Raw genomic sequence first — 25,644 nt, forward strand, 5'->3', positions numbered from 1 at the left:
TATTTTTTAGTAATCATGCTTACTATTGCGGGGAGTGCTGGTTCGTCTACAGCAGCTGACTATGAAGGAAAGAGAGCATGATGACGGAAAATCAGTGGACCAACGTCCCCGGATCCTCCTCGCAGGATGCGGACATCACCACCATCGGAACAAGCCCGGCCTCTGACGGCGGGTCCGTCTCGAAGAAGGACGCCGCGAAGGAAGAGGCTTCAAACGTAGCCGGGCATGCAGCCTCTGCAGCGCAGGGCGTTGCCCAGACCGCGAAGGAAGAAGTCGCGAACGTCGCTTCCGAGGCAAAGTCCAGCGCAAAGGACCTGCTGTCCCAGGCCAAGTCGGGTCTTTCCAGCCAGGCCGGCACCCAGCAGCAGAAGGCCGCAGAGGGCATCAGGACCTTCTCGGACCAGTTGCAGACCATGGCCGAGGCCCCGGAGCAGCAGGGCATTGCCAGTGACCTGATCCGTCAGGCAGCCGAGCGCACCTCTACGGTTGCTTCCTGGGTTGAAGGCAAGGACCCGGCAGCACTTCTGGCGGATGTCCAGTCCTTCGCCCGCCGCAAGCCGGGCACCTTCCTGCTGCTGGCAGCGGGGGCAGGTATCCTCGTTGGCCGGTTCGGACGCGGCCTCCAGTCGGGTGCTCCAGACTCCCAGGGCGGCGCCCAGTCCTTCGCTTCTCAGCGCTCCGGTCCGGCTCCGGTCGGGCAAAACACAACTTTTGCCACCGGCGGCCCGGCCGGTTTCTATGATGAGCCCGTCATCCGCGCAGGCGCTCCGGTATCGACTTCATCGCTGCCCTCCGGCACGGCGGAAGACACGCCGCTCCGGCTCGAGGATGACCCCTACACGTCGAAGGAAGGACGCCACCTGTGAGCAGCCAAATTCCGGAGCCTGCCCCAAGCGCAGCGCATCTGAAGGCAGACAACACCTCCTTGGGTGACCTGCTCGGTGATGTGACCCGTGACCTGTCCACCCTGATGCGCCAGGAAGTTGAACTCGCGAAGGCAGAGGCCAAGCAGTCCGCCACCAAGGCAGGCAAGGGCGGCGGCATGCTCGCCGGCGCCGGCGTCGCCGGACATTTCGTCCTGCTCTTCCTGTCCCTGGGACTGATGTTCGCCCTGGGCGCCCTGATGCCGCTGGGCTGGGCCGCCGTGATCGTCGCCGTGATCTGGGGCATCATCGCCGCGGTCCTGGCCTCGATCGGCCGCAAGGAACTCAAACAAATCAAAGGCCTGCCACAAACAGGCGAAACACTTTCCGAAATCCCCGAAACTCTCAAACCAGGTGAGGTAAACCGATGAGCGAAAACCCGGACGCAATCCGCCAAGACATTGAAGAAACCCGCGCACGCCTGGGCACCAACGTGGACGCCCTCGCCGACAAAGTCACCCCGGCGAACGTCGTCCAGCGCCAGACCGACAAGGTCAGGAGCAGCGTCAAGGACGCCGTCGCAGGAGTGAAGGACAAAGTCATGGGAGCAGCCGACTCCGCAACCTCCGCTGTTGGTGACAAGGTGTCCACTGTAGGGGACAAGGTCTCCTCAGGCGCCGGCCACACCGGGAACGCCCTGCACAGCACGGGCGATTCCCTCCACGGTGCCGGGGAAAGCGTTGCAGCCAAACTCTCCGACGCCGGGACCGCGATCTCCGCCGCACCGGCACAGGTGAAGGCCAAAGCCCAGGGTAACCCGATGGCCGCGGGCCTGATCGCGTTCGGCGCCGGAATGCTCATATCCTCCCTGATCCCGGCCAGCCAAAAGGAACGCGAAGCAGCCCAGCAGCTCAAAACCGCTGCCGAGCCCCTCGCCACCCAGGTCACTGACGCGGCCAAGGACATGGTTCAGGATCTGAGGGAACCAGCCCAAGAAGCCATGGAAAGCGTCAAGGCGACCGCCGCCGACGGCGTGCAGAACGTCAAGGCCGAAGGCCAAGGCGCCGTTACGGACGTCAAAGACCGTGCGGCAGAGGCCAAGGACACCGTCCAAAGCACGTGAGTGCCCCGGACAGGGTTTCGGAGCCGCCCCGCGACCCGGCGGGGCGGCCACCGGACCCGGACCAGCAGGTACCGGTTGCCGGCGGCCCGCGGCACATGAAGTCCCGTCCCGGCCCGGCTCCTGACCAGTGGGCTACGTACCGGCTGGTCAGTGTCGCGGCCCGGCTCAATGAGCGGCGGCTTAACCGCCGGCTTGCCCGGCTCGGGCTGACCACTGGATCCCTGGACGCGTTGGAGACAGCAGCGGAACTGGAGCCCACCACTGTCACCGATCTCGCCGCCATTCTCTGCGTTAGCAGGCAAAGCCTGGGCAGGGTCGTGCGGCGCCTCCAAAGCCTGGGGCTTCTGACCAAGGAGCCGGCCAGGGATGGCAGGAGCGCCGACATCTGCCTCACCGAGCAGGGACGTGACATCCTTTCCGCCGCTGAAAACCTCATTCGCGCTGAGACGGAAGTTGAAGCGGCAGATGAGGAGTCGTTCCGCAATCAGCTGGAGCAACATATCCGCCACCTCAGGAACGCCGAGCCGAGCCGTGGTGTACGGCACGGACCCTCCCAAGGGCGGGCAATAGCATCCTCAGGTTCGCGCAACACGCAGGATCCAAACCATGCGCTTCACACTGAAAAAGGAGCAGATACTTGGCTGCTACGAACCGGACTTCCGGACCCAAAACAACCCTTCAAAAAGCAGCCCAGGCAGTAGGCGCTGTCTTCCTTCTGGTCGGCGTGCTTGGCTTCATCCCGGGCATCACGAGCAACTATGAAGCCCTCTCCTTTGCCGGCCACGGCTCTGAAGCCCTCCTGTTGGGGATCTTTCAGGTCTCGATCCTGCACAACATCGTCCACCTGCTCTTCGGCGTCGCAGGCATCCTGATGTCCCGCACCAACGATCAGTCCAGGAACTACCTGCTCTACGGAGGGGTCATCTACCTCATCCTGTGGCTTTACGGACTCATCATCGGCCACGACACCCCGGCCAACTTCGTCCCGGTCAACACTGCCGATAACTGGCTCCACTTCGTCCTGGGCATCGCCATGATCGCCCTGGCCATCCTTCTCTCCCGCAACACCACCCGCACCGCAGGCTCCACGCGCCGCTAACCCAACCGGGGGACAACACACGCCCCAACCTGATCCCCAAAGCCGTTCATCAGCACGAAAAGGAAAAACATCATGCTCAACACTGAAAACCTTTCTGCACTCACCACCGCCGGCGGCAACGTCATCGGCTCCGATGGAAGCAAAATCGGGTCTATAGGCCAGATCTACGCTGACGACGACACCTCGGAACCGACCTGGGTTACCGTCAAGACCGGGCTCTTCGGAACCCACGAGTCCTTCGTCCCGCTGGATTCAGCTACCCAGGATGGCAACGACATCGTCGTGCCGTACACCAAGGACAAGGTCAAGGACGCGCCCCGCGTCGCCCCTGACGGGCACCTCGAACCGGAAGAAGAAGACCGGCTCTACACCTACTACGAACGCTCCGGCGGAGCCGCCTACACCGGCACCGGACGGGACACCACCGATCGGGAAACTACCTCCCGCGGCGCCGTCGGTCATGACACTTCAGGTCCCACCACTGATGATGCGATGACCCGCTCGGAAGAGCAGCTTCACGTCGGCACCGAAAAGCAAGCCACCGGCCGTGCGCGGCTGCGCAAATATGTCGTCACCGAGAACGTCACCACGACCGTCCCGGTCCAGCGTGAAGAGGTCCGCCTCGAGCGCGAACCCATCACCGACGCCAACGTTGGTGCAGCCACGAGCGGCCCGAAGATCAGCGAGGAAGAGCACGAAGTGATCCTGCACGAGGAACGCCCCGTAGTGCAGAAGGAAACCGTCCCCGTCGAACGCGTCCGCCTTGACAAAGACACCGTGACCGAAAACGTCACCGTCAACGAAGAAGTCCGCAAGGAAAACATCGAACTCGACAACGACGGCCGCACCAGCCGCTAAGTCCAGCCCCGCCGGGGCACCCGGCACCGTCAATGCAAGTCCAAGGCCCCGCCCCCATTCCTGGAAGGTGGGGCCTTGGGCTCGTTTTCACCGCTCCAACGTGCCGTTGGCTGGCTCATCAGGACGCTGCTACGGCTGCAAGGGAGTGGCGCCTCACCCGAAAACACCAGCAGCGCTATCTCGTATGGCTTCTGATGCGTCGGTCAGCGGTCGACTCGTCAGGCCATGGAAGGCATCTTGGCCAGTTGGGTGCGGGGCCGGCGCAGCATGGCTCCGATTCGGGCACGGAGTTCGTGGGCTCGAAAAGGCTTGCCGAGGTAATCGTCAGCCCCGGCTGCAAGCCCCATCAGCACGTCCTATTCTGCGATCAAGCCCGTAATCCTAATCAGATACGCATCGCTGAAAGTACGAATCCTGCGGGCTGCTTCGAAACCATCGAAGCCAAGCAGATCAACGTCCATAGTGATGATGACAGGATCGTAGTCCCTGACTGCTTCGACGCCTTCGCTGACGGAGGACGCCCGATGAACAACGAAGCCCGACTGCTTGAGCACATCTGACAAGCAGGCCCTGAAGCTTGGTCACCGAACACTCTCCGAGGGGCAAGTTCGTACGCGGGCACCTTTCCGACACGCCGAAGCTGATCACCACTGCTGGTCGTGCCGTAGTTGACACTCGCCGGATGAGCACCCGACGGCGGTGCCGAGCCCATAGCAGATATGACGCCTCTGAAGCTGCTCAATCTTGCAGGCAGCAGTGTTTCCCGGAGGCCGATGCGCACTGGATTCAATCTCCGAAAGGGGACGGGATGGCCGTGCCGGCCGGCCAATAGGACTGTCCCAGTTCTGAATCAAAAGAAGGTTGTTCCCAGGACTGGCCCGTGCCGTTAGGGTGATCACGGGCGGTGCCGTTGAATCGCCCGGTTGGGTGATCAGTGCCGGTGACGGAGCTGATCCTAGCGATTCGATTCTCGGGAGGAAGCATGACCAGTCCAGAGCAGGATCCGAGCCAGCAGGAAGGCCCCGCGGACGGTGGCGCGGCTGGTGTCCCCGGCATGCATGACGGGGGTGCCGACGGAGGAGCTGACAGCGGTGCAAACGGAGGCGCCGATGGCGGTGCTGACGGTGGAGCCGATGGCGGTGCCGACGGTGGTGCCGATGGCGGTGCCGATGGCGGTGCCGACGGTGGTGCCGATGGAGGAGCTGACAGCGGTGCCGATGGCGGTGCCGACGGGGGAGCCGCAGAACGGGGCATCTAAATTTTGAGCACCACCCGCACGGAACAGGACCCCGACGCCTTGGAAAGCGGCGGGGTCCTGGAGACACGCCTGATCAAGATTGGCCGTGAGAGGTTCGCCGGCGACGTCTGGGGGCGCACCGCGCTGCTCACACGTGGGGCAAGCGACTTCGCCGATCTCTTCTCTGCCGAGGCCGTCGACGAACTGATCTCGCGCCGTGGACTGCGCACACCTTTTCTCCGCGTCGCCAAGGACGGCACTACATTTCCCGACTCATCATTCACCTCACCCGCCGGCGTCGGCGCCACCATCTCTGACCAACTCGACGACACAGCGCTTTGGCGCAAATTCGCGGATGGCGCCACGCTCGTGCTGCAGGCACTGCACCGGACCTGGGAGCCTGTCTCGAACTTCAGCAGCAGGCTGAGCACGGAGCTCGGACATCCGGTGCAGGCCAATGCCTACATCACGCCGCCTCAAAACCGGGGTTTCGACGATCACTACGACGTGCACGACGTCTTCGTCCTGCAGATCGAGGGGACAAAGCGCTGGATCATTCATGAGCCGGTTCATACGGATCCGCTGCGTGACCAACCCTGGACCGACCGACGCTCCGCCGTGGCCGAGGCCGCGAAAGGCGCGGCGTATATCGACACGGCGCTAGAGCCAGGGGATGTCCTCTACCTGCCGCGCGGCTGGTTGCATGCTGCCCAGGCGCAGGGCGAGGTCTCCATCCACCTCACGCTGGGAATCCACAGCTGGACCCGCTACGCATTGGCCGAACAGCTCGCGCAGGCCGCGCTTGCAGCGCTGTGCGACGATCCCGAGATGCGCCGTACGTTGCCCTTGGGCGTGGACGGGCCAAACGGGGAGATCGACGTCGTCCGTCGGCGACTGGCGGCCGCCCTCGCCGAGGCTGATACTGCTGCCCTGTTCCACCGCACCCGGCGGGGCCAGGGACGCCCCGCGCCGCTGGGACCGTTGGCCCAGCTCGCCGCCGTCGACGGCCTAAGCCCCGAGTCCGTGGTGCGGCTTCGCGATGCTCTGGACGCACGGCTGGAGGGACGGCGCCTGACCACGCGCGTGGGTTGGCTCGACTTCCCGGACGCCGAGCTGCCGTCTGTGATGTGCGCCCTGGACGGGGAGACTCACACCGCGGGTGATCTCGGCGTCGAACTCGTTGGAAGACTACTGCGCGCGGGGGTCCTCGTTCCCGTTGAACAGTAATCTAACCAATAACCAGGCCGCAGCGGCCGCCAAGCGCTTTTTCTGTTCTGATGGCGCCCGTTTGCGCGGCGACCCGATTGCCGGCACGGCGCCGCACGGTGTCGTCTGGGTCCTCATTGAGTACCGGGGCGGGTGGCCGCTCAATGGCTTCGAGGGGCTCGATCTTGAGCCAGGGACCAAAGCCAGCGTGCTCTCCGCCGCCAAGGCGGCGCGGGCGCGGGTGCTGCTGGTAAGGCGGCCCGGCCCCCGATGGCGTGAAGGTAAGAGCCATTGGGCCGTGCTGCGCCGTGAGAACTCCGGGGCCTATCGTCAGCAATGGGGGACGTGGAGCCGGCATGAGGATCTGGCGGAGATTGCCACAGCTCTCAGCGGCCCCGGAAAACTCGGCCATCCGCCCGTCATCCTGGTGTGCACCCACAGTCAACGTGACCAGTGCTGCGCCGTGTGGGGACGGCCTGTGGGACGTGCGTTGACTGAGCGCTGGCCGGAGCTGGTGTGGGAATGCTCGCATGTAGGCGGTGACAGGTTCGCAGGCAATGTCGTTGTCGCGCCCGACGGCGTGTACTACGGAAATCTGGGCGCTGAGTCGTCCGTGGCCACGATCGAAGAACACCTCGCCGCCCGCATCCACGCGGAGTACTTGCGCGGTTACACGGACCTCTTCCCCGCACAGCAGGCCGCTGTCGCAGCCACGCTCGGACGTTTCGGCCCGGCCGGCCGGAACGATTATGCGGTTGTGGAGACCTCCCGCGACGGCGATTACTGGCGAATCCGCATCACCGGCAGCCCGCCTCACCCGGCGCGCGTCGACGTCGAACTGCGGGCCCGCCACGCCCCGCCGCGCCAACTGACCTGCCGCGGGCCGGCAATGAGCTCGGCTATTGTCTACGAGCTCATGTCGATCCGCGCAGTCTAAAGGACAGGTTTACCGAAGGCAGTTCGTGTGCACTCATCGCCGCGCCAAGAACCACAGGGGTGCCAGCCGGGCCAAAAAGCATCTGCCACGGCTGGCACCCCTACGTCAGGTTTAGCCGGGGATATTGTCCACAATGATGGGGTACTTGAACACGCCAGTGTTCTCCTTGGTGGACGAGTCCTTTTGGTGCGTGAAGATGGTCACGAAATGCACGCCGTCCGTGAGTTGCGTCGTATCGATGGTCCACACGACATTACGGGGGCCATGGCAGGTGCCTTTGACGGTAGGAGCGCAGGCCGTGGTGCCGCTGCCAAGGACAAGTCCAGTGGAAGGCGGATCCGCGTGAAGCTTCGGATCCACTGACACCATCCAACCGGTGATGTTCTTGCTCACTCCATCGGTGGTCGTCTCGTGCGAGGCGATAAAGGAGTAATTGCCCTTGACCGGCGCGTAAGGCAGCGTTGGCGAGTAGGAAGACGTGCTGGACTTCAGCCGGGCGTAAGCGTACGCGGTGTTGGTGTGCCACCCGTAGCCGTTCGTGTCGTGGCGGTTATAGTGGTCCACCGTCTTGCCGTGCTGGATATTAGCCATGTAGCGGATGGCCGGGCGCACCGTCCCGTCAGCAACCTTTATCTCGAACCGGTTCTGCACCTGCTGCCACCCTGTCTTATCGGCTGTGCCAACGTCGAAGGACGTGGTCACCCAAAAGATGCCAGGTCCCCTGAACTTCGTGGAGTCGGCGTTGTAAAAGGTGGCCTTCTCGCCGCAGGCAGAACAGCTGTCGGTTGCGACCTCTTGCGTGAGCCGGTGCAGGTAACCGTTCATGCCGTGCATGTCGATCCGCCAGTGGGCCGTAAGTACCGTGCCACCAGTCCTGACGGTCTGATCAGCAGGCAGGCATGCCCCCAGGTGGGCGTGAGTCCCATGGTCCGACCACCACGACTGTGCTTCAAGGAAAGTCCGCGGCTCAGGGTACATGCCTGTACCAAGGCCTGCGGCTCCCGGGTCATCCGCCGGCGCGCCGATACATCGATATCCGGCCGCTTGGGCCGGACTGACCGGGCCAAGGAAGACGGCCACCAGCAACGCCCCGATCAGGGCGGACAGGATCTTTCGCATTTTCCGAATCATGTGATCTTTCCCCTACAGCTTGAAGATGTGATTGGAACGCGTCCCACGCTATGGTTACGTCGCTGCCATTCGGGACAATTTGGACGTTTGTGCCCGTGTCGATCCAAAGCATGAACCGCTGCGCGGTGGCCGTAGCGTCCGCGCCGCCGCCCGCAACGGGCTGATGACTGGAAGACCAGCACCTAATGGTTGGAGGCGTTCGCGGCAACCGCGGTGAACGTCACGTCATCAGCGCCTGCGACACCGTGGGTCCATGGTTTGAACAGCTGAGGCAACCATTGGCCCTCGAAAGCGGACCTCCGCAGAGTACTAAGGATGCGGACGTGTGGCAGGCACCACGGACTCGGTTACCTGCCACAGGTGGTGGTCGAAGCTAGCGTGGGGTGACGCCATATAACCAGAAGGACCATGAAGACCACCTGTTATTCCGCCAAAGTCCTGACCAGTGTCGCTGCGATGATGCTGGCTGGGTCATTAGTTGGTTGTGACGCTGCCGCCAACGCCCTTGAGGTCCTCGGGTCGGCCCCACGCAATGCAGCCGATGCGCCAGCCCCGGCAGACCCGTCCTTTGCCATTGAGGCCGCCAACGCCCTTGCCCAATTGGAGGGCATCCCGGTGAAAGGGCGCGCCCCGAAGACCGGCTATACCCGGGATGAGTTTGGACCGGCCTGGGCGGACGTTGACCGCAACGGTTGTGACACCCGCAATGACATCTTGGCCCGGGACTTGACGAGCGAAACGTTCAAGCAAGGCACCAACAACTGCGTGGTCCTGACAGGGACCCTGGCCGATAAGTACACCGGCACCACGATTACCTTCACTCGCGGCCAGGACACGAGCTCCGACGTCCAGATCGACCACATCGTTCCCCTCAGCGACGCTTGGCAAAAGGGCGCACAGCAGCTCAACGCTGACCAACGCAAGGAACTCGCCAATGACCCGCTGAATCTCATGGCCGCCGATGGCCCTACCAACGGTGCCAAAGGTGACAAAGATGCAGCTACATGGCTTCCGCCGAACAAAGCTTTCCGATGCGAATACGTCGCCCGCCAAACTGCAGTCAAGGCCAAATACAGCCTCTGGGTCACTCAAGCCGAGCACGACGCCATCGCCGGTCTTCTCGGGGGCTGCAAATAGGTCCCATCGACTTGGGGCCAGGCGATTCCGGCGCGCAGCCGATAGCAGTGGTACAAACATTTGCCGATGCTGATGGGGTCAATAGTCCATGGGCCAGAGAGACCATCAGCAAGGCAGCCAGCCCGTCCCGCACCTATTTCTGAGCCCAGTAATTCCCCGTTCATGGGTTTTTCTTGCTACTTCAACGCGGCTCATAAGGAGCCATGGAGATCGGGAGCTGCACGCGGTCTCAGACGGCACCATCGCCGCCGGCTCCCTGCTGTCGTGGTCTTCCTCCAAGGCGCTGCAGTCGGCGGGGGCTCGACGTCACGGGGGCGTGTGAACCCGGCGCTGGCGGTCCTGGCCCTCCTGACGGGGTCCTTCCTCGCATTTGCACTGGCCGCCCTTTTCATCCGCGTGAAGAGCAGGCTCCAAGGATGACGTAAGTCGCAGGACAAGGTGCTATGAGTGGATCACTGCCACGTAACGAGAGGGACACGTCATCGGAAACGAAACTGCTGTTATAGGCCCCGGAGTCTTCGCGTCGGCGTGGGCCTGTGAGCTGGCCGCTCCCGGCCTCCATGGGGTCTCCGTGCGGTCTGCACGTTTGCTCTCGTGTTGACCCACAATCATGCGCATCGGACCCGGCGCGGCCCGCTTCGGCTGCTCTTAGGCCTGCTGCTGCTCGGGGTGCTTGCGTCGACACTGGTGCTCTTCGGGCCCGGCGTGTTCAGTGGCTTACGCACCGAGATCACCCCGGTGCTGCTGCCCCCGGAATGCACGGTAGAAACTTCCGAGGGAGAAGTCGGTCTCGACCGTGCGGAGGCGCAGCTGGCAACCACCGCCGTCGCGCTCCAAGCGCGCGGGATGGAGGCACCGGACACATCCAGCATCAATGAGGCGGTACTGCAGCGGCTCGCCGGCGGCCCAGCTGACGACGCCGGCCCTACCCTGAGCTGCCGGGGCTCGGCCGCCAGGGACCTGCAGGAACAACAACTGACTGCCACCGGGCTGACACCGCGCGCCGAACAGGTGCGCGACGCCATGACAGAGGTGTTCGGCGACCAAAGCCTGGGCGGATTCGCCCCGGGTGGCATCGGGCAGGGACACGGAGCGGACTCCACGCACTACGACGGCCGGGCGATTGACATCTTCTACCGCCCGGTGACCGAGGAAAATCGGCGTCAGGGATGGATACTGGCCCACTGGCTCGTCGCCCATGCCGAGGACCTGAACATCCAATACGTCATCTTCGACGACCGGTTCTGGAGCGTCTACAGCTCCCGAGGGCGATGGCAGAACTACGATGCACCAAAGCCGGGCAACGACATCCTGCGCCACCTCGACCATGTACACGTAGACGTTCTGGGTGGAAGTCCCAACTGAAGTCCAGACCGCAATGAGTAACGCCCAGCTGGATGCTCCAGCCGGGCGTTTACGTGGTCTTCGTTGGGGCTGCCTAGCCACAGGATCTGAGGTACCTCATCGATAAGGGTTCCGGGGCTGGAAGCTGCCGCATGGAGAAGGTCATGGTCGACAGCGACTGGCGAGGTCTGGTGGGACACAACCATCCAGGGCAATGCCCTGGCAACGGCAGACGGATTACTGATCAAAAGATTCTTTTCGGACTACACCAGGAGAAGTGGCTATCATTCCCTTCGAAACCGTCGACAGCATCAACGAAGACCTGCGAGCCCTCTTCCCCGGCGATTTTTGAAAGGCCGATAACCGGCCAACCGTCCCTACATCAAGCAGTCGCAGCGCCATTGCCGGGCCCCCTCCGCCTCTTGGTGCTGCCATTTCCCCTACGGAACATCCTGGTGCCGCACGGCGGTTCCTGAAGGTTCCCGTTGAAGCTGCCGGAGTGCGAGCAGCGGAAACAGGAGCACCGAGAGCATTCCTGCTCCGACAAGTGCCGACGAGATTGCGCTGGAGATGAGCCCTTCGTTCCGGCCGATGGCTGTCACCGCCACGATGATAGGCAAACCCGTGGCCCCAAACAGAATGATGGCCCGTTTATCGGCCCAGCTGGACTTTGACGGAGCGGTGAGCAGTGACGGTAGCCCGCGAATGACGAGCAGGAGGAGCAGGAACAGGGGGACCAGCGCCAGCGCGGCCGGGCTGGCGCTAAGCGCACTCAGGTCGAAGTCGATGCCGGTATCGATAAAGAAGACCGGCACCAGGAATCCGAACGCGATGGCGTCGACTTTCGCCTCGATGACGTGCCGGTCCTGCTCCGGAGCGCGTGCAATGGCGACCTTCCAGAGGACACCGGCGGCGAAGGCGCCCAGCAGCATATCGAGGCCCAAAACCATGCTGAGCACAACAAGCACGGTAAGGATGAACATGATGGACCGGACGGCGAACTGCCCGCTGGTGTGAAGGGTCCTCGTGACCTGTGCATGGAGAAGGGAGTGGCGTGCCCGTGAGGCGAGATGGATCGCCAGCCCGGTCAGGAGAATAAACCCGAGCAGGACAGCCGTCGCAGGTCCCAATTCCCTGCCGCTGAAGAACAGCGAGATCGCCACCAGGGGTCCAAACTCCCCGGCGGCACCCAGTGCTGTAACAGCGATACCCATAGGCGACTTCGACGTGCCGGCGTCGCGAAGGATGGGCAACAGCGCGCCCAAAGCTGTGGAGCATAAAGCGACGCCGATGATCACCGCGGCAGCCGGCGTCGGGCCCAGCACAAAGCCAGCGCCAATGCCTGCCGCCAGGGAGATGACCCAGCCAGCGGAGGCGCGGGTGATGGGCCGGCCGCGGATGGCGTCAAAATCGACCTCATTGCCGGCAACGAAGAAAAGCATGGCCAGCCCGAACTGGGCCAACGTGTCGACGAACTCGGTTGGTTGGATCCAACCCAACAGGCTGGGGCCGAGCACGATCCCCAGGACAATCTCGAACACCACGATGGGCACCTTGACCGCCCGGTCAAGGAAGCGGGCCGCAAGGGGCGCCACAACAGCCAGCAGAGCGATCAGAACCAATGACGTGGACAAGCCCTGCATCAGCGGTACCTCCGGTACCTCGGCTGCTTCAAAGGAAAAGTAATCCAAAGCTACCGCCAGCCTCAGCAAAGGCGCCACAACAGCTTTTGTCCCTGTCTTCGGTGCGCTGAGCAGCGCCACTCGATGGTGGTAGGCCAACGGGTCTCGTCGCGCTATCGTTTCCCGTAATGCGCGTGCCCGGGAGGGTTGTCACTGGCGAACGTTCTGCAGTGCAACGCCAGGAAAACTGCCTACGAAGGGGGCCGGATGGGTGCTGAGCTGACGAGTGGCGGGTTGGAGTGCCTGTTCACTGGCTCGGTATGGGCGGAGGGTCCCGTGTGGGTGCCGTCGTCGCGGACAGTGCGCTGAAGCGATATCCCCAACAACCGCATTCTCGAGTTCAACTCCGTTACTGGGAAGACCCGTGAGTACGGACTCGGGGTCGAATTCACCAACGGGCGAAACCTCGATGCTGACGGAACTGTGGTGCAGTGCAGCCACGGGCGCCGCCGAATTGAGCGTGACCGCGGGGGAACGGTGTCGGGGCTGGTTGATTCCTTCCAGGGGCGCCGGCTGAACTCGCCCAACGACGTCGTCATCGCGGGCGACTCGAGCATTTGGTTCACGGACCCGCCGTACGGGATCCTTCCGGGCACCAAGGAAGGGAACGAGGGAGCGCAGGAGTACGGCGGCTGCTACGTTTTCCGGTTCGAACCTGCTTCGGGCACTCTCAATGCAGTGATCACTGACCTCGTGTATCCGAACGGGTTAGCTTTTTCACCGGACGAGTCGGTCCTATACGTTTCGGACACAGCCGGTCCGGCTCACGGAGTGCCGTTGAGAATCGTTGCCTACGACGTGCTCGATGGCATCTGCCACAGCAATGAAACCCTCCTCGAGCTTGAAGAAGGTTATGCCGCTGACGGGCTGAGGGTGGACGTCCAAGGCAGGATCTGGACCTCAGCCGGCCCCACCGTACGAATCTATTCGCCGTCCTTCGATCTCCTGGGTGTCATCCCAGTGCCAGAAAAAGTATCGAACGTGTGCTTCGGAGGCCCGGACGGCCAGGACCTCTACATCACCGCAACCACGAGTCTGTACCGGATCCGCACCACCACCCGGGATGCTGCCGCCCGCAATTCTTGAGCGCGAGGACCACTGCCACAGCGGCACCGCGGTTTCCGCCTAGGTGCTGGGAACCAGCCGGTAACGCACATGCGTTACCAGGCGGGTGCCGCTTACTTCGGTCGGTTCAAGATTGAGGTTTCCGACGCCGTCCAGCAGCCTCTCGCCCGCCCCCAGGATAAGCGGCGCGATGTGGAGCCGCAGCTCGTCGATCAGCCCGGCCGAGAGGAACTGCCGGGCAGTTTCGGCGCCACCGGCGATGGCCACGTCTTTGCCGGCCGCAGCCTCCCGCGCCTGGGCCAGTGCGGACTCAACTCCGTTGTCCACAAAATGGAACGTAGTGCCGCCCTGCATCTGCACAGGAGGGCGTGGATGGTGCGTCAGCACAAAGACGGGGGCGTGGTACGGCGGCTCCTCACCCCACCAGCCGCGCCAGTCCTGATCCCACGGACCGGCCCCGGGGCCGGCGAACATGTTGCGGCCCATGATGTAGGCGCCTGCGGAGAGAATGCCCTGAAGCGCTGCGGCGTTGGCCTCGGCTTCTTCGAACTGCCACCGGTGCAGGTCCTCGCCACCCTCGCCCAACGGGTTGGAGTGGCTTTGATGGGGGCCGGCGAGGAAGCCGTCAAGGGATACGGTGAGATCGCAGGTGACGCTGTTCATGGCTTCCTTCTGCTTGGCAGGGGCGTTCTGAGCGCGGATCGATAACGGCCATGCTATTGGCGTTCGACGGCGGCCGGAAGGGCTGTGTCTGCCGTGCCTGAGCGGGCGGCAGGCAGGATCTGCCGGACCTTCGAGTGAGTGGGCTTCGACCAGGCGGACTCTTGCCCCCCGAGGGCGGTTAGGTTGATTCGATTGCCTTCGGGGAGAACCGGGCCGTCCCTTCCCATACACGTCGGAGGGCTCTTGAAGGCCTGATCGCGGCAGGGATAGCATTGCCGGCACCTGCCATCAAAGGAGACGGTCATGGGTGAGACACCTTCCGAGGCGCCATCAGAACTGATGGTTGATTTCATTATTTCGCTGGACGGCTACGCCTCGGCCGAGGGATGGCCGGGCTGGTGGGGCCTGGAGGGGCCGGAATACCTGGCTTGGCTCGAGCAGGAAGGGAAGAAGGACTACACCCTGCTGATGGGGGCGAACACCTATCGGCTGATGTCCGGCATGTCTGAGGAGGCCGCGGCCGAAGGCTCGGCGTTTTCCGAGGAAGAGGGGGCCAGCCTCACCGGCCTTGCCGCGGTGCCGAAGGTAATCTTCTCGTCCACCTTGCAGGCGCCGCTGACGTGGCCGAACTCCGAACTGGTGACCGGGGATGCCGTTGAGGCGGTGAAGGAGATGAAGCGGACCGGAACCGGCCCGTTGAGCACTCTCGGCAGTGTCAGCCTGTGCAGGTCGTTCCTGGCGGCAGGCCTCGTGGACAGGTTCCGCCTGGTCGTCTTCCCGGTGATCACAGGCCGCACCGGGCAGGAGCGGATCTACGACGGCTATCCCGACGTTTCGTTGGAGATGGTGGAGAGCAGGACGTTCGACGGCCGGCTCCAGTTGCTCGAGTACGTCCCCCGAGTGCTCAGCGGTCCGCCTGGCGTTGGTCCGGCCTGAGGCAAGGCAGCAGAGGGAGCCCTGCTCCGTAGAAGATCGTCCATATGCTCGCGCGCTTAGGCCATGGGAACAGGCCGGGGAACTTCATAGGCTTGCACCCGTGATGGATGCAAACGAACACAAGAGCCACTTAGTCCTGCCAGACGCGCCGCCGGATCAGCAGGCCGTTCTGGAGACAGGTGGCGTTGCCTGCTGGTCCGAACCAGTGTCAATTGACACGTATTCTCCCGGGGAACCGGACCGCTACCCGTTGTTCCTTGACCGGCGCGTGTACCAGGGTTCCAGCGGCAAGGTGTACCCAATGCCTTTCATCGACAGCATCGCGGGGACGAAGGCGCCCCGCCTTTGGCAGGCCATTCACCTCGAGAACGAATATATCCGCCTCATGCTCCTCCCGGAGATTGGGGGCCGCATCCACGTTGGGTTCGATAAGACGGCCGGGTATGACTTCTTCTACCGGAACAACGTGATTAAACCTGGCTTGGTGGGGCTGGCGGGCCCGTGGATTTCCGGCGGCGTGGAGTTCAACTGGCCCCAGCACCACCGCCCCGCAACGTTCCTGCCCGTCGAAACCTCCGTGGACAGGAGCGACGAAGGCCAGGTTACCGTGTGGCACAGCGACCTGGACCCCCTGCAACGCATGCGGGGCTCCCACGGAGTCCGCCTTCGCCCAGGCAGTTCCCTGATTGAGGTCGAAGCTCGGCTGTATAACCGGACTGATGAGCCACAGACCTTCCTCTGGTGGGCAAACGTCGCAGCGCGCACGCATGAAAAGTACCAGTCATTCTTCCCCACCGATGTCAACTTCGTTGCCGACCATGCCCGTCGCGCGATTACGGCTTTTCCGCAGGCTGACCGGCCCTATTACGGTGTGGACTACCCGGCGTTGGCTGGAGAGGGCGCGGACCGCATCGACTTTTATGCCAACGTCCCGGTCCCCACCTCGTACATGGTCACCGACACGGAAGACAGCTTCTTCGGCGGCTACGATCACGAGGCCGACGCCGGGTTCGTCCACTGGGCCGACCGCAGCATTTCCCCCGGCAAAAAGCAGTGGACGTGGGGGAACGGAGCGGTGGGCAAGGCTTGGGATGCGCACTTAACGGACGACGACGGGCCGTACGTTGAGCTGATGTCCGGCGTCTTCACGGACAACCAGCCGGACTTCAGCTACCTGGCTCCCGGGGAGACCCGCACCTTCAGCGAGTTCTGGTACCCCATCCGGCAGATGGGCCCGGCGCACCAGGCGAACCTCGAGTTCGCCGTGTCACTTCAGCTGGACAGAACGTGGCGCAGGGTCACTGTGGGCGTTTCCAGTACGGTGGATCGGGAGGATGCAAAGGTTGTTCTCAAGCACCGGGGCGCAACAGTCCGGGAATGGGTTGCCCGGATCTCGCCGGCGCACCCCTTCACCGAAGCCTTTGATCTGCCCGAACCGGCACATGAATCCGACCTCACGCTGCAGGTCCTGGCCGGGGACCGGGAACTGATTCTCTGGACCCCGAGGAAACCACAGGAAAACAGGGAGGAGCCGTGGGTTGCCACTGAACCTGATCCCGCCACCGGCATGGCAAGTATGGACGAGCTTTTCGTCACCGGAACGCATTTGACGCAGAACCGGCACCCCACGCGTTCGCCGCTGCCGTACTTCGAGGAGATGCTGCGCCGGGATTCGCTCGATTCGCGCGCGTCGATTGCGCTGGCAGCCGCGGCCTACAAAATCGGAGATTACTCCCGGGCCCGGAAACTGCTGGAGAACGGCCTGGGCCGGCTCACCCGCCGCAACCTGAATCCGCCCAGCGGGGAGGCAAGCTACCGCCTCGGCCTGGTCCTGGAGCGCACGGGCCGGTTGGATGAGGCCCGGGAGCGGTTCGGCAAGGCAGCGTGGGACAAGGCGTGGGCGCAGCCGGCACACCTGGCGCTGGCACGCCTGGCCCTCCGGTCAGGACAGCCCGCCGAGGCACACCGGCACGCCGACGCCGCCCTGGCAGTGGACCCGGCCAGCCCTGAGGGGAAGCACCTGCTGTACCTGGCCCTGGACAAAGCCGGGCGGCGGGAGGAAAGCGCCCGGCTGTTGCAGGACATCCTCGCGTCTGATGCACTGGACCCGGTAGCCCTGGCGCTTCACGGCTCACTGGACAGCGCGGATCCAAAGACGGCGCTCACTGTGGCTTGCTGGTTTGCGAGGGCTGGTCAGTGGCAGCTCGCGCTGGACCTCACGGTAAATCCCGCGCCCGAGGGCACTAATAAAGTCTTTGGCAATCCCGAACCCCTTCGCCGCTACCTGCGGGCCAGCTGGCTGGAGGAACTGCTGGACCCGGACGCGGCCTCTGCAGAACGTTCCGCTGCCAGGCGCAGTAACACCGCTTATGCCTTTCCATACGGGCTTGACGACTATGACGCGCTGCACCGGGCCATCGAGGCTGACCCGAGGGACAAGGTGGCACCCGGACTGCTGGGGTGCTGGCTGCTGGACGCGGGCCGCGTACCGGATGCCTTGGCGATGCTTGAAAAGTCCATGCTGCTCGGCTCAACGGACCCCGTGGTATGGCGCAACGCGGCTATCGCCACGGTCAACACCGGGGGCAATCCCGCAGCTGCCGACGGGTACTTGGAGCATGCACTGGAATTGAGCCCGGATGATCCGAGGCTTGTGTTTGAACGGGCAGTCCTAGCCGGCCTTCGAGGGGTTTCTGTCGAAGACCGCATCGCTGCCATTGCATGCCACAATCCGGCTGTCCTTGAGCGCGACGACCTGGCAGTGCTCTACGTCAATCTTCTGACGGGTGCAGGCCGCCCCGAGGAAGCCCTGCAGTTGATGGCCGCACGGACCTTCCAGCCTTTTGAAGGCGGCGAAGGAATGGCCCTTGCAGCCTACGACCGTGCTGCCGTCACACACGCAACCACCCTTTTGGAGCAGGAACCAACGGCGGCCATCGCCTTGCTGCGCGCCGGCGTCGAAGCTCCCGCCAATCTGGGCGAGGGACGGCACCCGGCGGACTCCATGGCCGAGCGACTGGTGGCGCTGGGGGATGCCCTCGATCTCGCCGGAAACGCCAGTGCGGCAGTGGACGCGTGGAAGCAGGCCTGCCAGGAAGGCACTGCGCTGGCCGTGGACCCCAAGCCCGCCAGCGGCGAAGACTACTGGCGGGGGATCGCCCATTGCAGGCTCGGCAGGCCGGCAGAAGCGGAAAAGGTCTGGCAGAAACTGGAAGCGCGGGCCGACGAGCTGGAGTCCGCCCCCTCGGCTCCGGACTACTTCGCAACCTCCCTGCCCGAACTGCTGTTGTTCGATACCGGCACCGCTTCATCCCGGCTCGAGATGGCGAACTCACTTCGGAAGCTCGCCGCCATGGGGCGGGCACACGAGAAAGAAGGGGTGAAGCTGTGACCGAAGAACCGAGGTACCTCGGATCCGGAAATACCGAGAAGGACACTGCCTTCCTGACAGGAGCGCCGCCGTCGCACCTGCCATCCCGTCTCACCATCACGCTCTGGGACTTTTCCTGGTATACCCGTGCCGAGGCCGGCGGCCCGTACGCAGACCTGGACGCTGCTTGTGCGAAGGCGGCGGAGCTTGGGTACAACACGATCAGGATCTGTGCCGCACCGCTGCTGCTCTTTGGTGGACTGGGTCTGGAGGGCCTCGCCGGCGAGTTGGAAATTGAAGGGCTCGGGAAAGCACCGGACGGCGGAATCTACGGCAGGGGCACCCGCTGGTACGACGCTCCCGGCGGTTACCGCCTCAACCTGAAGGAGCGGCTCCTGGAACTTTTCGAGGCCGCAGCCGGGCATGGACTCGTGGTCATCCTGGCCAGCTGGGAGTACCAGCAGTCCACAGTCTTTGCCCAGTCTCCGCAATGGTTCGAGGCCATCGACGCCGTGCCGCTAACCGACAGGTACCGCGTCCTCGCCGATGCCTGGCACCGGCTCATCTATGCCCTCACCGATGCCGGGCACCGGGAGCGGATCGCCATGGTGGAACTGCACAACGAGGTGGACTTCTCCATCCTGCCCGCCCTTGCCGACGGCGAGCAGCTGCACCGGCTGCGGTCACTGCATCCGGACCTCTTGGTCACCGCCAGCTACGGCAAACCTCCGCACCTGGCCATGCACGCCGTCCCTGACGGGCCAGGCGCCGCGCAGTTCCACGTCTACAGCTACGGCGTGCTGGACGCGCTCCAGCAGCAGATCGACATCCGTTCCGAGGGCACGGCCGACTTTCCCAACCCGGCCCTGCGTGCGCTGCTGCGCCCCGATGCGCCGGCGGTCGCAGAGTACGGGCGCGTGGCCGACTGGAAGTACCGCGCCACCGTGGTGACTGACCAGATGTTCTATCGCTACGACTGGATTGATCCGGATGCCTGGGACACCTGGCTGCTTAATGAATACGGGCCCTACCGGGAGGTGATGCGGCGGGAGATTGACTCGCGGGTCATCGCCATCGCGGAGTGGGCCAGGTGGAAGAACGTCCCCGCCGTGGTGGGAGAGGGCTGGATCGGCTACACCCCGCTCCACGGCACCTTCGAGGAAGGCCCTATCGGACGCGACCTTGCAGAGAGAGGTATCCGCACGGCGTTGAACCACGGAATCTGGGGCATGGTCCTGTGCTCCAACGCTGCACCCCATCATCCCCTCTGGGCTGATGAAGCCTGGCAACGCCGCATGAACACCCTCATCCTCACCGCTCCTGGGAGCTGAAAGAATCCACACATGCGCCTTGAACACAGCACCCTCGAATCACAGGGAATCCACGGGCTTTTGAAGGTAACCCACCGGCCCCACGAACTGCCCCTGCAGCTCCCGCCCATGAGCAACGGCGAGGACCCCCACAGCAGGTGGCGGCTCACCAGCCGCTACCTCGAATGCGGGGGCCGGCCAGCTATTCCGGTGTCAGGTGAAATCCACTTTAGCCGGCTTCCCCGGGCAAGGTGGGAGGAGCGGCTGCGGCTGATGAAGGCCGGCGGCATCACCGTGGTGGCCTGCTACGTCTTCTGGATCCACCACGAACCAGTCGAGGGTGGGGCCCGCTTCGACGGCAACCTGGATATTGCCGCCTTCGTCCGCCTGTGCGCCACCCTGGAGCTGGACGTTGTCCTGCGGATCGGGCCCTGGTGCCATGGCGAGGTGCGCAACGGCGGCTTCCCGGACTGGGTCCAGGCAGCCGCCGTCGAGCATCGCACCAATGACCCTGCCTACCTGGCTTTGGTGGAGCGCTGGTTCAACTGCCTCGGCAAGGAGCTGCGGGGCCTGACCGGCGCGGACAGCAACGTCATCGGGATCCAGCTGGAAAACGAACTCTACGACCAGCCCGGGCACATCACGGAACTCAAGAAGCTGGCCCGCGCAGCCGGGCTCAGCGCCCCCATCTGGACGGCCACAGCCTGGGGAGGAGCCGACATCCCCGAGGAAGAGGTCCTGCCGGTCTTCGGCGGCTACGGTGACGGCTTCTGGGTGGACTCCGACGCCCCGTGGGACCCGACGTTCCGGCAGCACTACTTCTTCAGCCACGAGTGGGACGACCCCGGCATCGGTGCCGATCTCCGCGAGCGCTTCTCCGGCAGCGACGCAGCGCCCCCTCGCTCTCCGTCCGCCCTCTACCCGCCGGCCACCTGCGAGCTAACGGGAGGGATGGCCACGGCCTACCAGCGCCGGCCGTGGCCCAAGGGCAAGGACGTGGCCGCCGTGGCCAACAACAAGATCGGCAGCGGTTCCGGCTGGCAGGGCTACTACATGTTCACGGGCGGAACGAATCCTTTCGGTGGCCTGCAGGAGTCGCAGGCAACGGGCTATCCCAATGATCTTCCGGTGTTCGACTACGACTTCCACGCGCCCATCGGTGCGTCCGGCCGGCTGGCACCCAGCTTCGGCCTGCTGCGCAGGCAGCACGCTTTCCTGTCCGCATTCGGCGACCGTCTCGCCCCCATGCCGTCCACCCTCCCGGATCAGGTACCTGCCGGCGTCGAGGACTCGACGACACTTCGCTGGGCCCTGCGCAGCGACGGGCAGTCCGGGTTTGTGTTCGTCACCTGGCACCAACCTCATATCCCGCTCAAGGATTACCCGTCGGCGCAGTTCAGGTTATTGCTGGGGGAGGACACAGTGACTTTTCCCGGCAAGGCTGTGGCCATTCCCGCCGGAACGATCAGCGCCTGGCCCGTGAACCTCGAGATTGAAGGGGTCCGGCTGCGCTGGGCAACGGCATCGCCGCTGACCCTTTTGGGGCCGGAATTTACAACGACCCTGGTCCTCGCAGCCGAAGCAGGAATTGAGCCCCAGGTTTGCCTGCCGGAAGGAACCGAGCTTGAGGGCCCCGTTTCTGCCCTGGGTGGCAACACTTACGCGATTGACGCCACGCAGCCGGCCACCCTCACGGTGCAGTCCCCTGAAGGCTCCCTAACCGTCCTCGTCCTACCGGCTGAGCTGGCTGAGCAGGCGTGGGTCCTCGACACCCCGCGCGGCCGTGAACTGGTTCTGTCAGCGGACCCGCTGTGGGTAGGTGCTGACGGACTCCTGGCCGGCAGGTCTGTTGGGTTGCCTTCCATTCGGCGGTACTCCACCGGGACCGCCCGGTTCGAAGACGTTAGAAGCTCGGCGACGGAACCCGAACGGACACGGTTGACCCTCGCTGCGGAGCTCATCCGTCCCGCACAGCCCGTTCCTGCTTCGTTCGGTTCACTGGCCGGGCGGGCTGCCGCCCCCACCGAGGAAGCTATCGAGGAACTGGCCGAGGTGTACCGGCTTGACCTGACGACGGCGGCGGGGTCCTTGGCCGGCGAGGGGCACTCTGAGCTTGAGATCATGTGGGCCGGGGACGCTGCCCGGCTCCTTGTTGACGGGCTCGTGGTTGCCGACCGCTTCTGGGACGGTTCGCCTTGGCTCCTCCAAGCGCACGATGCCGGCATCCGCCCCGAGTCTGAGGTCCTGCTCCAGATCCTTCCCCTCCCGAAGGATGCGAAGGTGGGGGTGCCGCTGGAGGCCCAGTACAGGCGTGAGGCGGTCGACGGCGACCTTTGTGCCGTGGAGAAGGTGGAGCTGCTTATGTGGACGGGCTGGAAGGAACAGTCATCCTGACCCCCACCGCTGGGACCCTGCCCGCCCGGCATACACTGAGTGATCCGACGGAGGGAGCGCAGGTGGAACGGGCAACGGGCTTCCAGAACCAGCGGCTCGTGGTGGTTCCGAGGCCGCTGGTCCGGGAAGCGCTCACGCGTCCCGTCACACGCCGCCTCATGGTCACTGATGCGGGCGTCTTTCCCGTCGCAGAGGCCCATGGGCGGCACCGTCCCTCGGGCACCGAGGAAACGATCGTCATCCTATGCGTCGCGGGGAAGGGGTGGGTGGAAACCGCCGGTTCCCGGTTCGACGTCGGCAAGTCGACCGCCGTCGTTCTTCCTGGCGGTACGGGGGAGGCCCATGCCTACGGTGCCTCCAGCGAGGACCCGTGGACCATCTGGTGGTGCCACGTGTTGGGCTCTGATACTGCTGAACTTGTTGAGGAATCCGGCGTGCGTCCGGACCGGCCCATTATCCCGCTGGTAGCCGTGGACCGGCTGACGGCCATGTTGGACGAAATCATCTCCGCCTTGGAACATGACCAGTCGCCTGCCCGCCTGGTTGCCACAGCAGGAATGGCCTGGAAGCTCCTCGCCACCCTCGCTGTAGACCGCCGCCTCCCTGAGCAGGGGACGCCCCTCCAGCAGGCCATGAAATTTTTGGAGGAGCGCGTTGACGGCAGCATCCGGTTGCCCGACTTGGCTGCGGTGGTGGGTGTCTCGTCGTCGCAGCTGAGCAAGCTGTTCCGGGAAGCTACTGGTGGGGGAGTGCTGGCCCACCACACTGCCCTGAAGATGGCCCGGGCGAGGCTTCTGCTGGATACTACGGCGCTGACTGTCGCCCAGGTGGGACGCGAAATCGGACTCTATGACCAGTTCTACTTCTCCCGCCAGTTCCGCCGGATGCACGGGGTAAGCCCCAGTGCATACCGGGCGGAACGGAAGGGGTGAGCGCCTGCGGCGCCACACTAACTTAGTGCTGGTGCTGGTTCTCCAGCCCCCCTTGCCCTGTGCCCGCCACCGTCTGCTCACCAACGGGGCACAATAGGTGCCATGGCTGATTCTGAAACGGTGACAACCCAGGGCTCGACAGTTGAGGAATGGACGCAGGCGTTGGCAGAGTCCAAGGGCTCGCCGGGCGGCGGGGCAGGGACGGGGGTAATGCTTGCCATCGCCGCGTCCCTGGTGTCGATGGTGGCCGGCTACACAAAGCCAAGCGACGGCAGGGCCGGGGAACTCGCCGACATCCACGCGCGGGCGCGATCGCTCCGGGAGACCGCCCTTCGGCTGGCCGACGACGACGCTGCCGCCTCCGAAGCGTTCGGCGCGGCGTTCCGCCTGGAACCTGGCCGGGAGCGTGATGACGCCATCCACGGGGCGTCGGTTAACGCCGCGAAGGCTTCGGCCGTGCTGGGCGAACGGGCGATGGAAGCCATCGAAGACCTAGGCTGGCTCGCTTCCCATGGAAACCCTGCGTTGATCGCCGATGTGGTTGTCGCTTTCGGTGCCCTCCGGGCAGCGGTGGCGGGCGCGCGCACGAACGTCAGTTTTGACCTCGCAACGCTGCGATCCGCTGGCGCCTCGCTTGAGCAGATCCGTGCAGACCATCCGGATCTCTGGGCGACCGTCCAACAGCTGAACTCGGCACTGGACCGGATCGACGAGCTGACGGCCGGGGTGGATCACCGGGCAGCCCCAACTGACACTGACGCCGTGAAATAGCTCCGGCCGAGTCAGCGAGGACTATCCGGGTTCGCCCCGGTGAAGCGCCGCCAGGGCTTCGGCCAAAGGCATCCGCAACGCCGGGCCGTGGCCGGGAAGCACCACCGAGGCGTGGACGCCGTCCAGCCGTCGGGTGGCTTCCAAGGCGGCGTCCGGGTCCGAGTGGTACATGCGATGGAGCATTTGCGGTCCGGTCTTCCGGCTCAGCGGATGGCTTGCGGCGAAGGAATCTCCGACCGCGATTGCTCCTGCCGTTGGAAGGAGGATCGCGGCGTTTCCGGGCGTGTGCCCCGGTATCAGGATTGCTTCCGGGCGGCCAGGCAGGCTGCGCAGCGTCGCAGCGTCCCACGCGCGGGCCCGCGTTGCCGGCCTTGCAGTGAGCGCTCCGGCTTTGATGACGTGGAGCATCCACCAGAAAACACGGGGGCGCCATGCACGGACGAGGACCTGGCTGAACGTGACCTGGTGCTTCTCCTTGCCCTGGACGTGGGCCAACTCTTCCGGCGAGCAAAGGATGGGGGTGCCGTAGGTGCCGGAGAAGTGGGCCGCAGCTCCGGTGTGGTCGACGTGGCCGTGCGTGATGAGCACGGCCCGGGCATCAGCCGGCTGCAGTCCCAGGTGCCTGATCGATCCCAGCACCAGGGGGCTATCGGCGGGGTAGCCGCTGTCGATGAGCATAAAACCCGACCCGTCGCGGACCACGATCCAGTTCGAGGCTGGTCCCTCAACGAGGAAGACGCCAGGCACCTGCTCGGAAACGCGGGAGGAAGGATGCCAGCCAGAGGTTGTGGAACGCACTGGCCCATCGTAGCGGCCGCTCCCGTTCATAGAGCTGCGTCCGTCACCTACACAAGGGGCCAGGGGTAACGCATTCCGGTGGGGTCGAGCGGCAGCACGCAATCCCGCAGCACACGCTGCACACGCCGCTGCAGGGCGGCCACTTCGGCGTCGTCCAGAAGCTGCGCGACGTCGGGCGGGACGCGCTCCACGAGCGGGGTCACGTCCTGCAGCAACGAGGCAGGAATGGGTTCGCCCGCAAAATCCCAAATGACAGTGCGCAGCTTGAAGCCGGCGGAGAAACACAGCCCATGGTCGATGCCCCATACCCGCCCGTCATGCCCGCGCAAAACGTGTCCGCTTTTACGGTCCGTGTTGTTGCTGATGAAATCGAACAGGGCGATACGGAACAGGGCGTCATGGGTTTCAGGCGATTCCTCGTACAGAGTGAAGTAGTGGTCCCGGTAGTCGCAGGGGACGAACCATTGCAGCGACCCAATTCCCAAGGGAGAGACGTCCCGGATCACTGTTGGCGGCACGAGCCCCCACTGCAGGTAGTCGCTCAGGAGGTACGCAGCGCGTTCGCGCCGGTACAGTCCGGGCTCGAAGTCGGACAATGGCCGTTCTCCGGCCTCCGGCTTGTAGACAGCATGGGCTGAGTCGTCCCCGGAGGAAACCCGCACAAGGAACGTGGCGTTGCTGCTCCTCGGGATGCGTGCCAGCAGTTCCACCCGGCCTTGGTTGAGCAGCGTCAGTTCCCGCCCCGGCACCGGCTGTCCCTTTTCAATGCCTGGCCCAGCCAGGCGCGC

24 protein-coding genes and 1 pseudogene are annotated in these 25,644 nt (G+C 64.4%); 18 read left to right on the top strand and 7 right to left on the bottom strand.

All coding sequences use genetic code 11. The annotated features are described in order from the left end of the window. Window positions 1-80 precede the first annotated feature (80 nt). The 6 genes from AC5RUQ_RS15210 to AC5RUQ_RS15235 all read left to right on the top strand — a co-directional run bounded on the left by AC5RUQ_RS15210 (window position 81) and on the right by AC5RUQ_RS15235 (window position 3,943). Window positions 81-866, top strand: coding sequence for a hypothetical protein (locus AC5RUQ_RS15210; RefSeq protein ID WP_493948439.1), 786 nt, complete (start codon window positions 81-83; stop codon window positions 864-866). Further along, entirely contained in the window at window positions 863-1,294 is a 432-nt protein-coding gene (locus AC5RUQ_RS15215) for a phage holin family protein (RefSeq protein ID WP_493948196.1), read from the top strand. The genes AC5RUQ_RS15210 and AC5RUQ_RS15215 overlap by 4 nt, the downstream gene beginning before the upstream one ends. Next, complete coding sequence (locus AC5RUQ_RS15220) at window positions 1,291-1,986, top strand: DUF3618 domain-containing protein (RefSeq protein WP_493948197.1); 696 nt, start codon at window positions 1,291-1,293, stop codon at window positions 1,984-1,986. Before AC5RUQ_RS15215 ends, AC5RUQ_RS15220 begins: the two co-directional genes overlap by 4 nt. After that, complete coding sequence (locus tag AC5RUQ_RS15225) at window positions 1,983-2,687, top strand: MarR family winged helix-turn-helix transcriptional regulator (protein WP_493948198.1); 705 nt, start codon at window positions 1,983-1,985, stop codon at window positions 2,685-2,687. The genes AC5RUQ_RS15220 and AC5RUQ_RS15225 overlap by 4 nt, the downstream gene beginning before the upstream one ends. Then, entirely contained in the window at window positions 2,624-3,085 is a 462-nt protein-coding gene (locus tag AC5RUQ_RS15230; protein WP_493948199.1) for a DUF4383 domain-containing protein, read from the top strand. Before AC5RUQ_RS15225 ends, AC5RUQ_RS15230 begins: the two co-directional genes overlap by 64 nt. 72 nt (window positions 3,086-3,157) lie before the next feature. Beyond that, window positions 3,158-3,943, top strand: coding sequence for a DUF2382 domain-containing protein (locus AC5RUQ_RS15235; protein ID WP_493948200.1), 786 nt, complete (start codon window positions 3,158-3,160; stop codon window positions 3,941-3,943). A gap of 218 nt (window positions 3,944-4,161) precedes the next feature. Here the strand turns inward: AC5RUQ_RS15235 and AC5RUQ_RS15240 are convergent, their stop codons facing one another. Further along, the gene (locus AC5RUQ_RS15240; RefSeq protein WP_493948201.1) at window positions 4,162-4,290 is read right to left on the bottom strand and encodes a hypothetical protein; all 129 of its coding nucleotides are present in this window, start codon (window positions 4,288-4,290) and stop codon (window positions 4,162-4,164) included. A gap of 9 nt (window positions 4,291-4,299) precedes the next feature. Further along, window positions 4,300-4,512: pseudogene (locus AC5RUQ_RS15245) on the bottom strand (response regulator); the annotation flags it as partial. A 413-nt stretch (window positions 4,513-4,925) separates the two neighbouring features. On the opposite strand from AC5RUQ_RS15245, the gene AC5RUQ_RS15250 reads away from it, so the two are divergent. From AC5RUQ_RS15250 to AC5RUQ_RS15260, 3 genes are read left to right on the top strand one after another with little or no spacing between them, the layout of a single operon-like run. Further along, complete coding sequence (locus tag AC5RUQ_RS15250) at window positions 4,926-5,201, top strand: BatC protein (RefSeq protein WP_493948202.1); 276 nt, start codon at window positions 4,926-4,928, stop codon at window positions 5,199-5,201. 39 nt (window positions 5,202-5,240) lie between these two features. After that, entirely contained in the window at window positions 5,241-6,407 is a 1,167-nt protein-coding gene (locus tag AC5RUQ_RS15255) for a cupin domain-containing protein (RefSeq protein ID WP_493948440.1), read from the top strand. After that, window positions 6,397-7,323 (top strand): ferredoxin family protein, encoded by a 927-nt coding sequence (locus AC5RUQ_RS15260; RefSeq protein ID WP_493948203.1) that lies wholly within the window; start codon window positions 6,397-6,399, stop codon window positions 7,321-7,323. Before AC5RUQ_RS15255 ends, AC5RUQ_RS15260 begins: the two co-directional genes overlap by 11 nt. A gap of 111 nt (window positions 7,324-7,434) precedes the next feature. On the opposite strand, the gene AC5RUQ_RS15265 is transcribed toward AC5RUQ_RS15260, so the two are convergent. Continuing rightward, entirely contained in the window at window positions 7,435-8,442 is a 1,008-nt protein-coding gene (locus AC5RUQ_RS15265) for a hypothetical protein (protein WP_493948204.1), read from the bottom strand. Window positions 8,443-8,862: 420 nt separating this feature from the next. Between AC5RUQ_RS15265 and AC5RUQ_RS15270 the strand changes: the two genes are divergently transcribed. Both AC5RUQ_RS15270 and AC5RUQ_RS15275 read left to right on the top strand, forming a co-directional pair. Further along, window positions 8,863-9,591, top strand: a complete 729-nt coding sequence (locus tag AC5RUQ_RS15270; protein ID WP_493948205.1) for an HNH endonuclease family protein — start codon at window positions 8,863-8,865, stop codon at window positions 9,589-9,591. A 597-nt stretch (window positions 9,592-10,188) separates the two neighbouring features. Beyond that, window positions 10,189-10,956 (top strand): VldE C-terminal domain-containing protein, encoded by a 768-nt coding sequence (locus tag AC5RUQ_RS15275; RefSeq protein ID WP_493948206.1) that lies wholly within the window; start codon window positions 10,189-10,191, stop codon window positions 10,954-10,956. A gap of 419 nt (window positions 10,957-11,375) precedes the next feature. Here the strand turns inward: AC5RUQ_RS15275 and AC5RUQ_RS15280 are convergent, their stop codons facing one another. Beyond that, the gene (locus tag AC5RUQ_RS15280; RefSeq protein WP_493948207.1) at window positions 11,376-12,656 is read right to left on the bottom strand and encodes a cation:proton antiporter; all 1,281 of its coding nucleotides are present in this window, start codon (window positions 12,654-12,656) and stop codon (window positions 11,376-11,378) included. 276 nt (window positions 12,657-12,932) lie between these two features. Between AC5RUQ_RS15280 and AC5RUQ_RS15285 the strand changes: the two genes are divergently transcribed. Continuing rightward, the gene (locus tag AC5RUQ_RS15285; RefSeq protein WP_493948441.1) at window positions 12,933-13,703 is read left to right on the top strand and encodes an SMP-30/gluconolactonase/LRE family protein; all 771 of its coding nucleotides are present in this window, start codon (window positions 12,933-12,935) and stop codon (window positions 13,701-13,703) included. 39 nt (window positions 13,704-13,742) lie between these two features. Here AC5RUQ_RS15285 and AC5RUQ_RS15290 read toward each other — a convergent pair whose 3' ends face one another. Continuing rightward, window positions 13,743-14,345 carry a dihydrofolate reductase family protein gene (locus AC5RUQ_RS15290; protein WP_493948208.1) on the bottom strand — a complete coding sequence of 201 codons (603 nt, stop codon included), beginning with the start codon at window positions 14,343-14,345 and terminating at the stop codon, window positions 13,743-13,745. A gap of 303 nt (window positions 14,346-14,648) precedes the next feature. On the opposite strand from AC5RUQ_RS15290, the gene AC5RUQ_RS15295 reads away from it, so the two are divergent. The 6 genes from AC5RUQ_RS15295 to AC5RUQ_RS15320 all read left to right on the top strand — a co-directional run bounded on the left by AC5RUQ_RS15295 (window position 14,649) and on the right by AC5RUQ_RS15320 (window position 24,058). Then, window positions 14,649-15,281 (top strand): dihydrofolate reductase family protein, encoded by a 633-nt coding sequence (locus tag AC5RUQ_RS15295; RefSeq protein WP_493948209.1) that lies wholly within the window; start codon window positions 14,649-14,651, stop codon window positions 15,279-15,281. Window positions 15,282-15,582: 301 nt separating this feature from the next. Beyond that, window positions 15,583-18,672: a DUF5107 domain-containing protein gene (locus AC5RUQ_RS15300; RefSeq protein ID WP_493948210.1), complete on the top strand. Its 3,090-nt coding sequence runs from the start codon at window positions 15,583-15,585 to the stop codon at window positions 18,670-18,672. Then, window positions 18,669-19,982 (top strand): cellulase-like family protein, encoded by a 1,314-nt coding sequence (locus tag AC5RUQ_RS15305; RefSeq protein WP_493948211.1) that lies wholly within the window; start codon window positions 18,669-18,671, stop codon window positions 19,980-19,982. Before AC5RUQ_RS15300 ends, AC5RUQ_RS15305 begins: the two co-directional genes overlap by 4 nt. Before the next feature lie 12 nt (window positions 19,983-19,994). Beyond that, the gene (locus tag AC5RUQ_RS15310; protein WP_493948212.1) at window positions 19,995-22,355 is read left to right on the top strand and encodes a beta-galactosidase; all 2,361 of its coding nucleotides are present in this window, start codon (window positions 19,995-19,997) and stop codon (window positions 22,353-22,355) included. After that, a complete protein-coding gene (locus tag AC5RUQ_RS15315; protein WP_493948213.1) occupies window positions 22,325-23,287 on the top strand; it encodes a helix-turn-helix domain-containing protein in 963 nt (320 codons plus the stop codon). Before AC5RUQ_RS15310 ends, AC5RUQ_RS15315 begins: the two co-directional genes overlap by 31 nt. Window positions 23,288-23,389: 102 nt before the next feature. Beyond that, window positions 23,390-24,058 carry a cyclodeaminase/cyclohydrolase family protein gene (locus tag AC5RUQ_RS15320; RefSeq protein ID WP_493948214.1) on the top strand — a complete coding sequence of 223 codons (669 nt, stop codon included), beginning with the start codon at window positions 23,390-23,392 and terminating at the stop codon, window positions 24,056-24,058. Between the two features lie 21 nt (window positions 24,059-24,079). Here AC5RUQ_RS15320 and AC5RUQ_RS15325 read toward each other — a convergent pair whose 3' ends face one another. Together AC5RUQ_RS15325 and AC5RUQ_RS15330 are read right to left on the bottom strand one after the other, a co-directional pair. Beyond that, window positions 24,080-24,856, bottom strand: a complete 777-nt coding sequence (locus AC5RUQ_RS15325; protein WP_493948215.1) for an MBL fold metallo-hydrolase — start codon at window positions 24,854-24,856, stop codon at window positions 24,080-24,082. Between the two features lie 47 nt (window positions 24,857-24,903). Continuing rightward, window positions 24,904-25,605, bottom strand: coding sequence for an SCO1664 family protein (locus AC5RUQ_RS15330; protein WP_493948216.1), 702 nt, complete (start codon window positions 25,603-25,605; stop codon window positions 24,904-24,906). Window positions 25,606-25,644: the final 39 nt, after the last annotated feature.

It is taken from the genome of Arthrobacter sp. MDT2-3, from assembly GCF_059090465.1.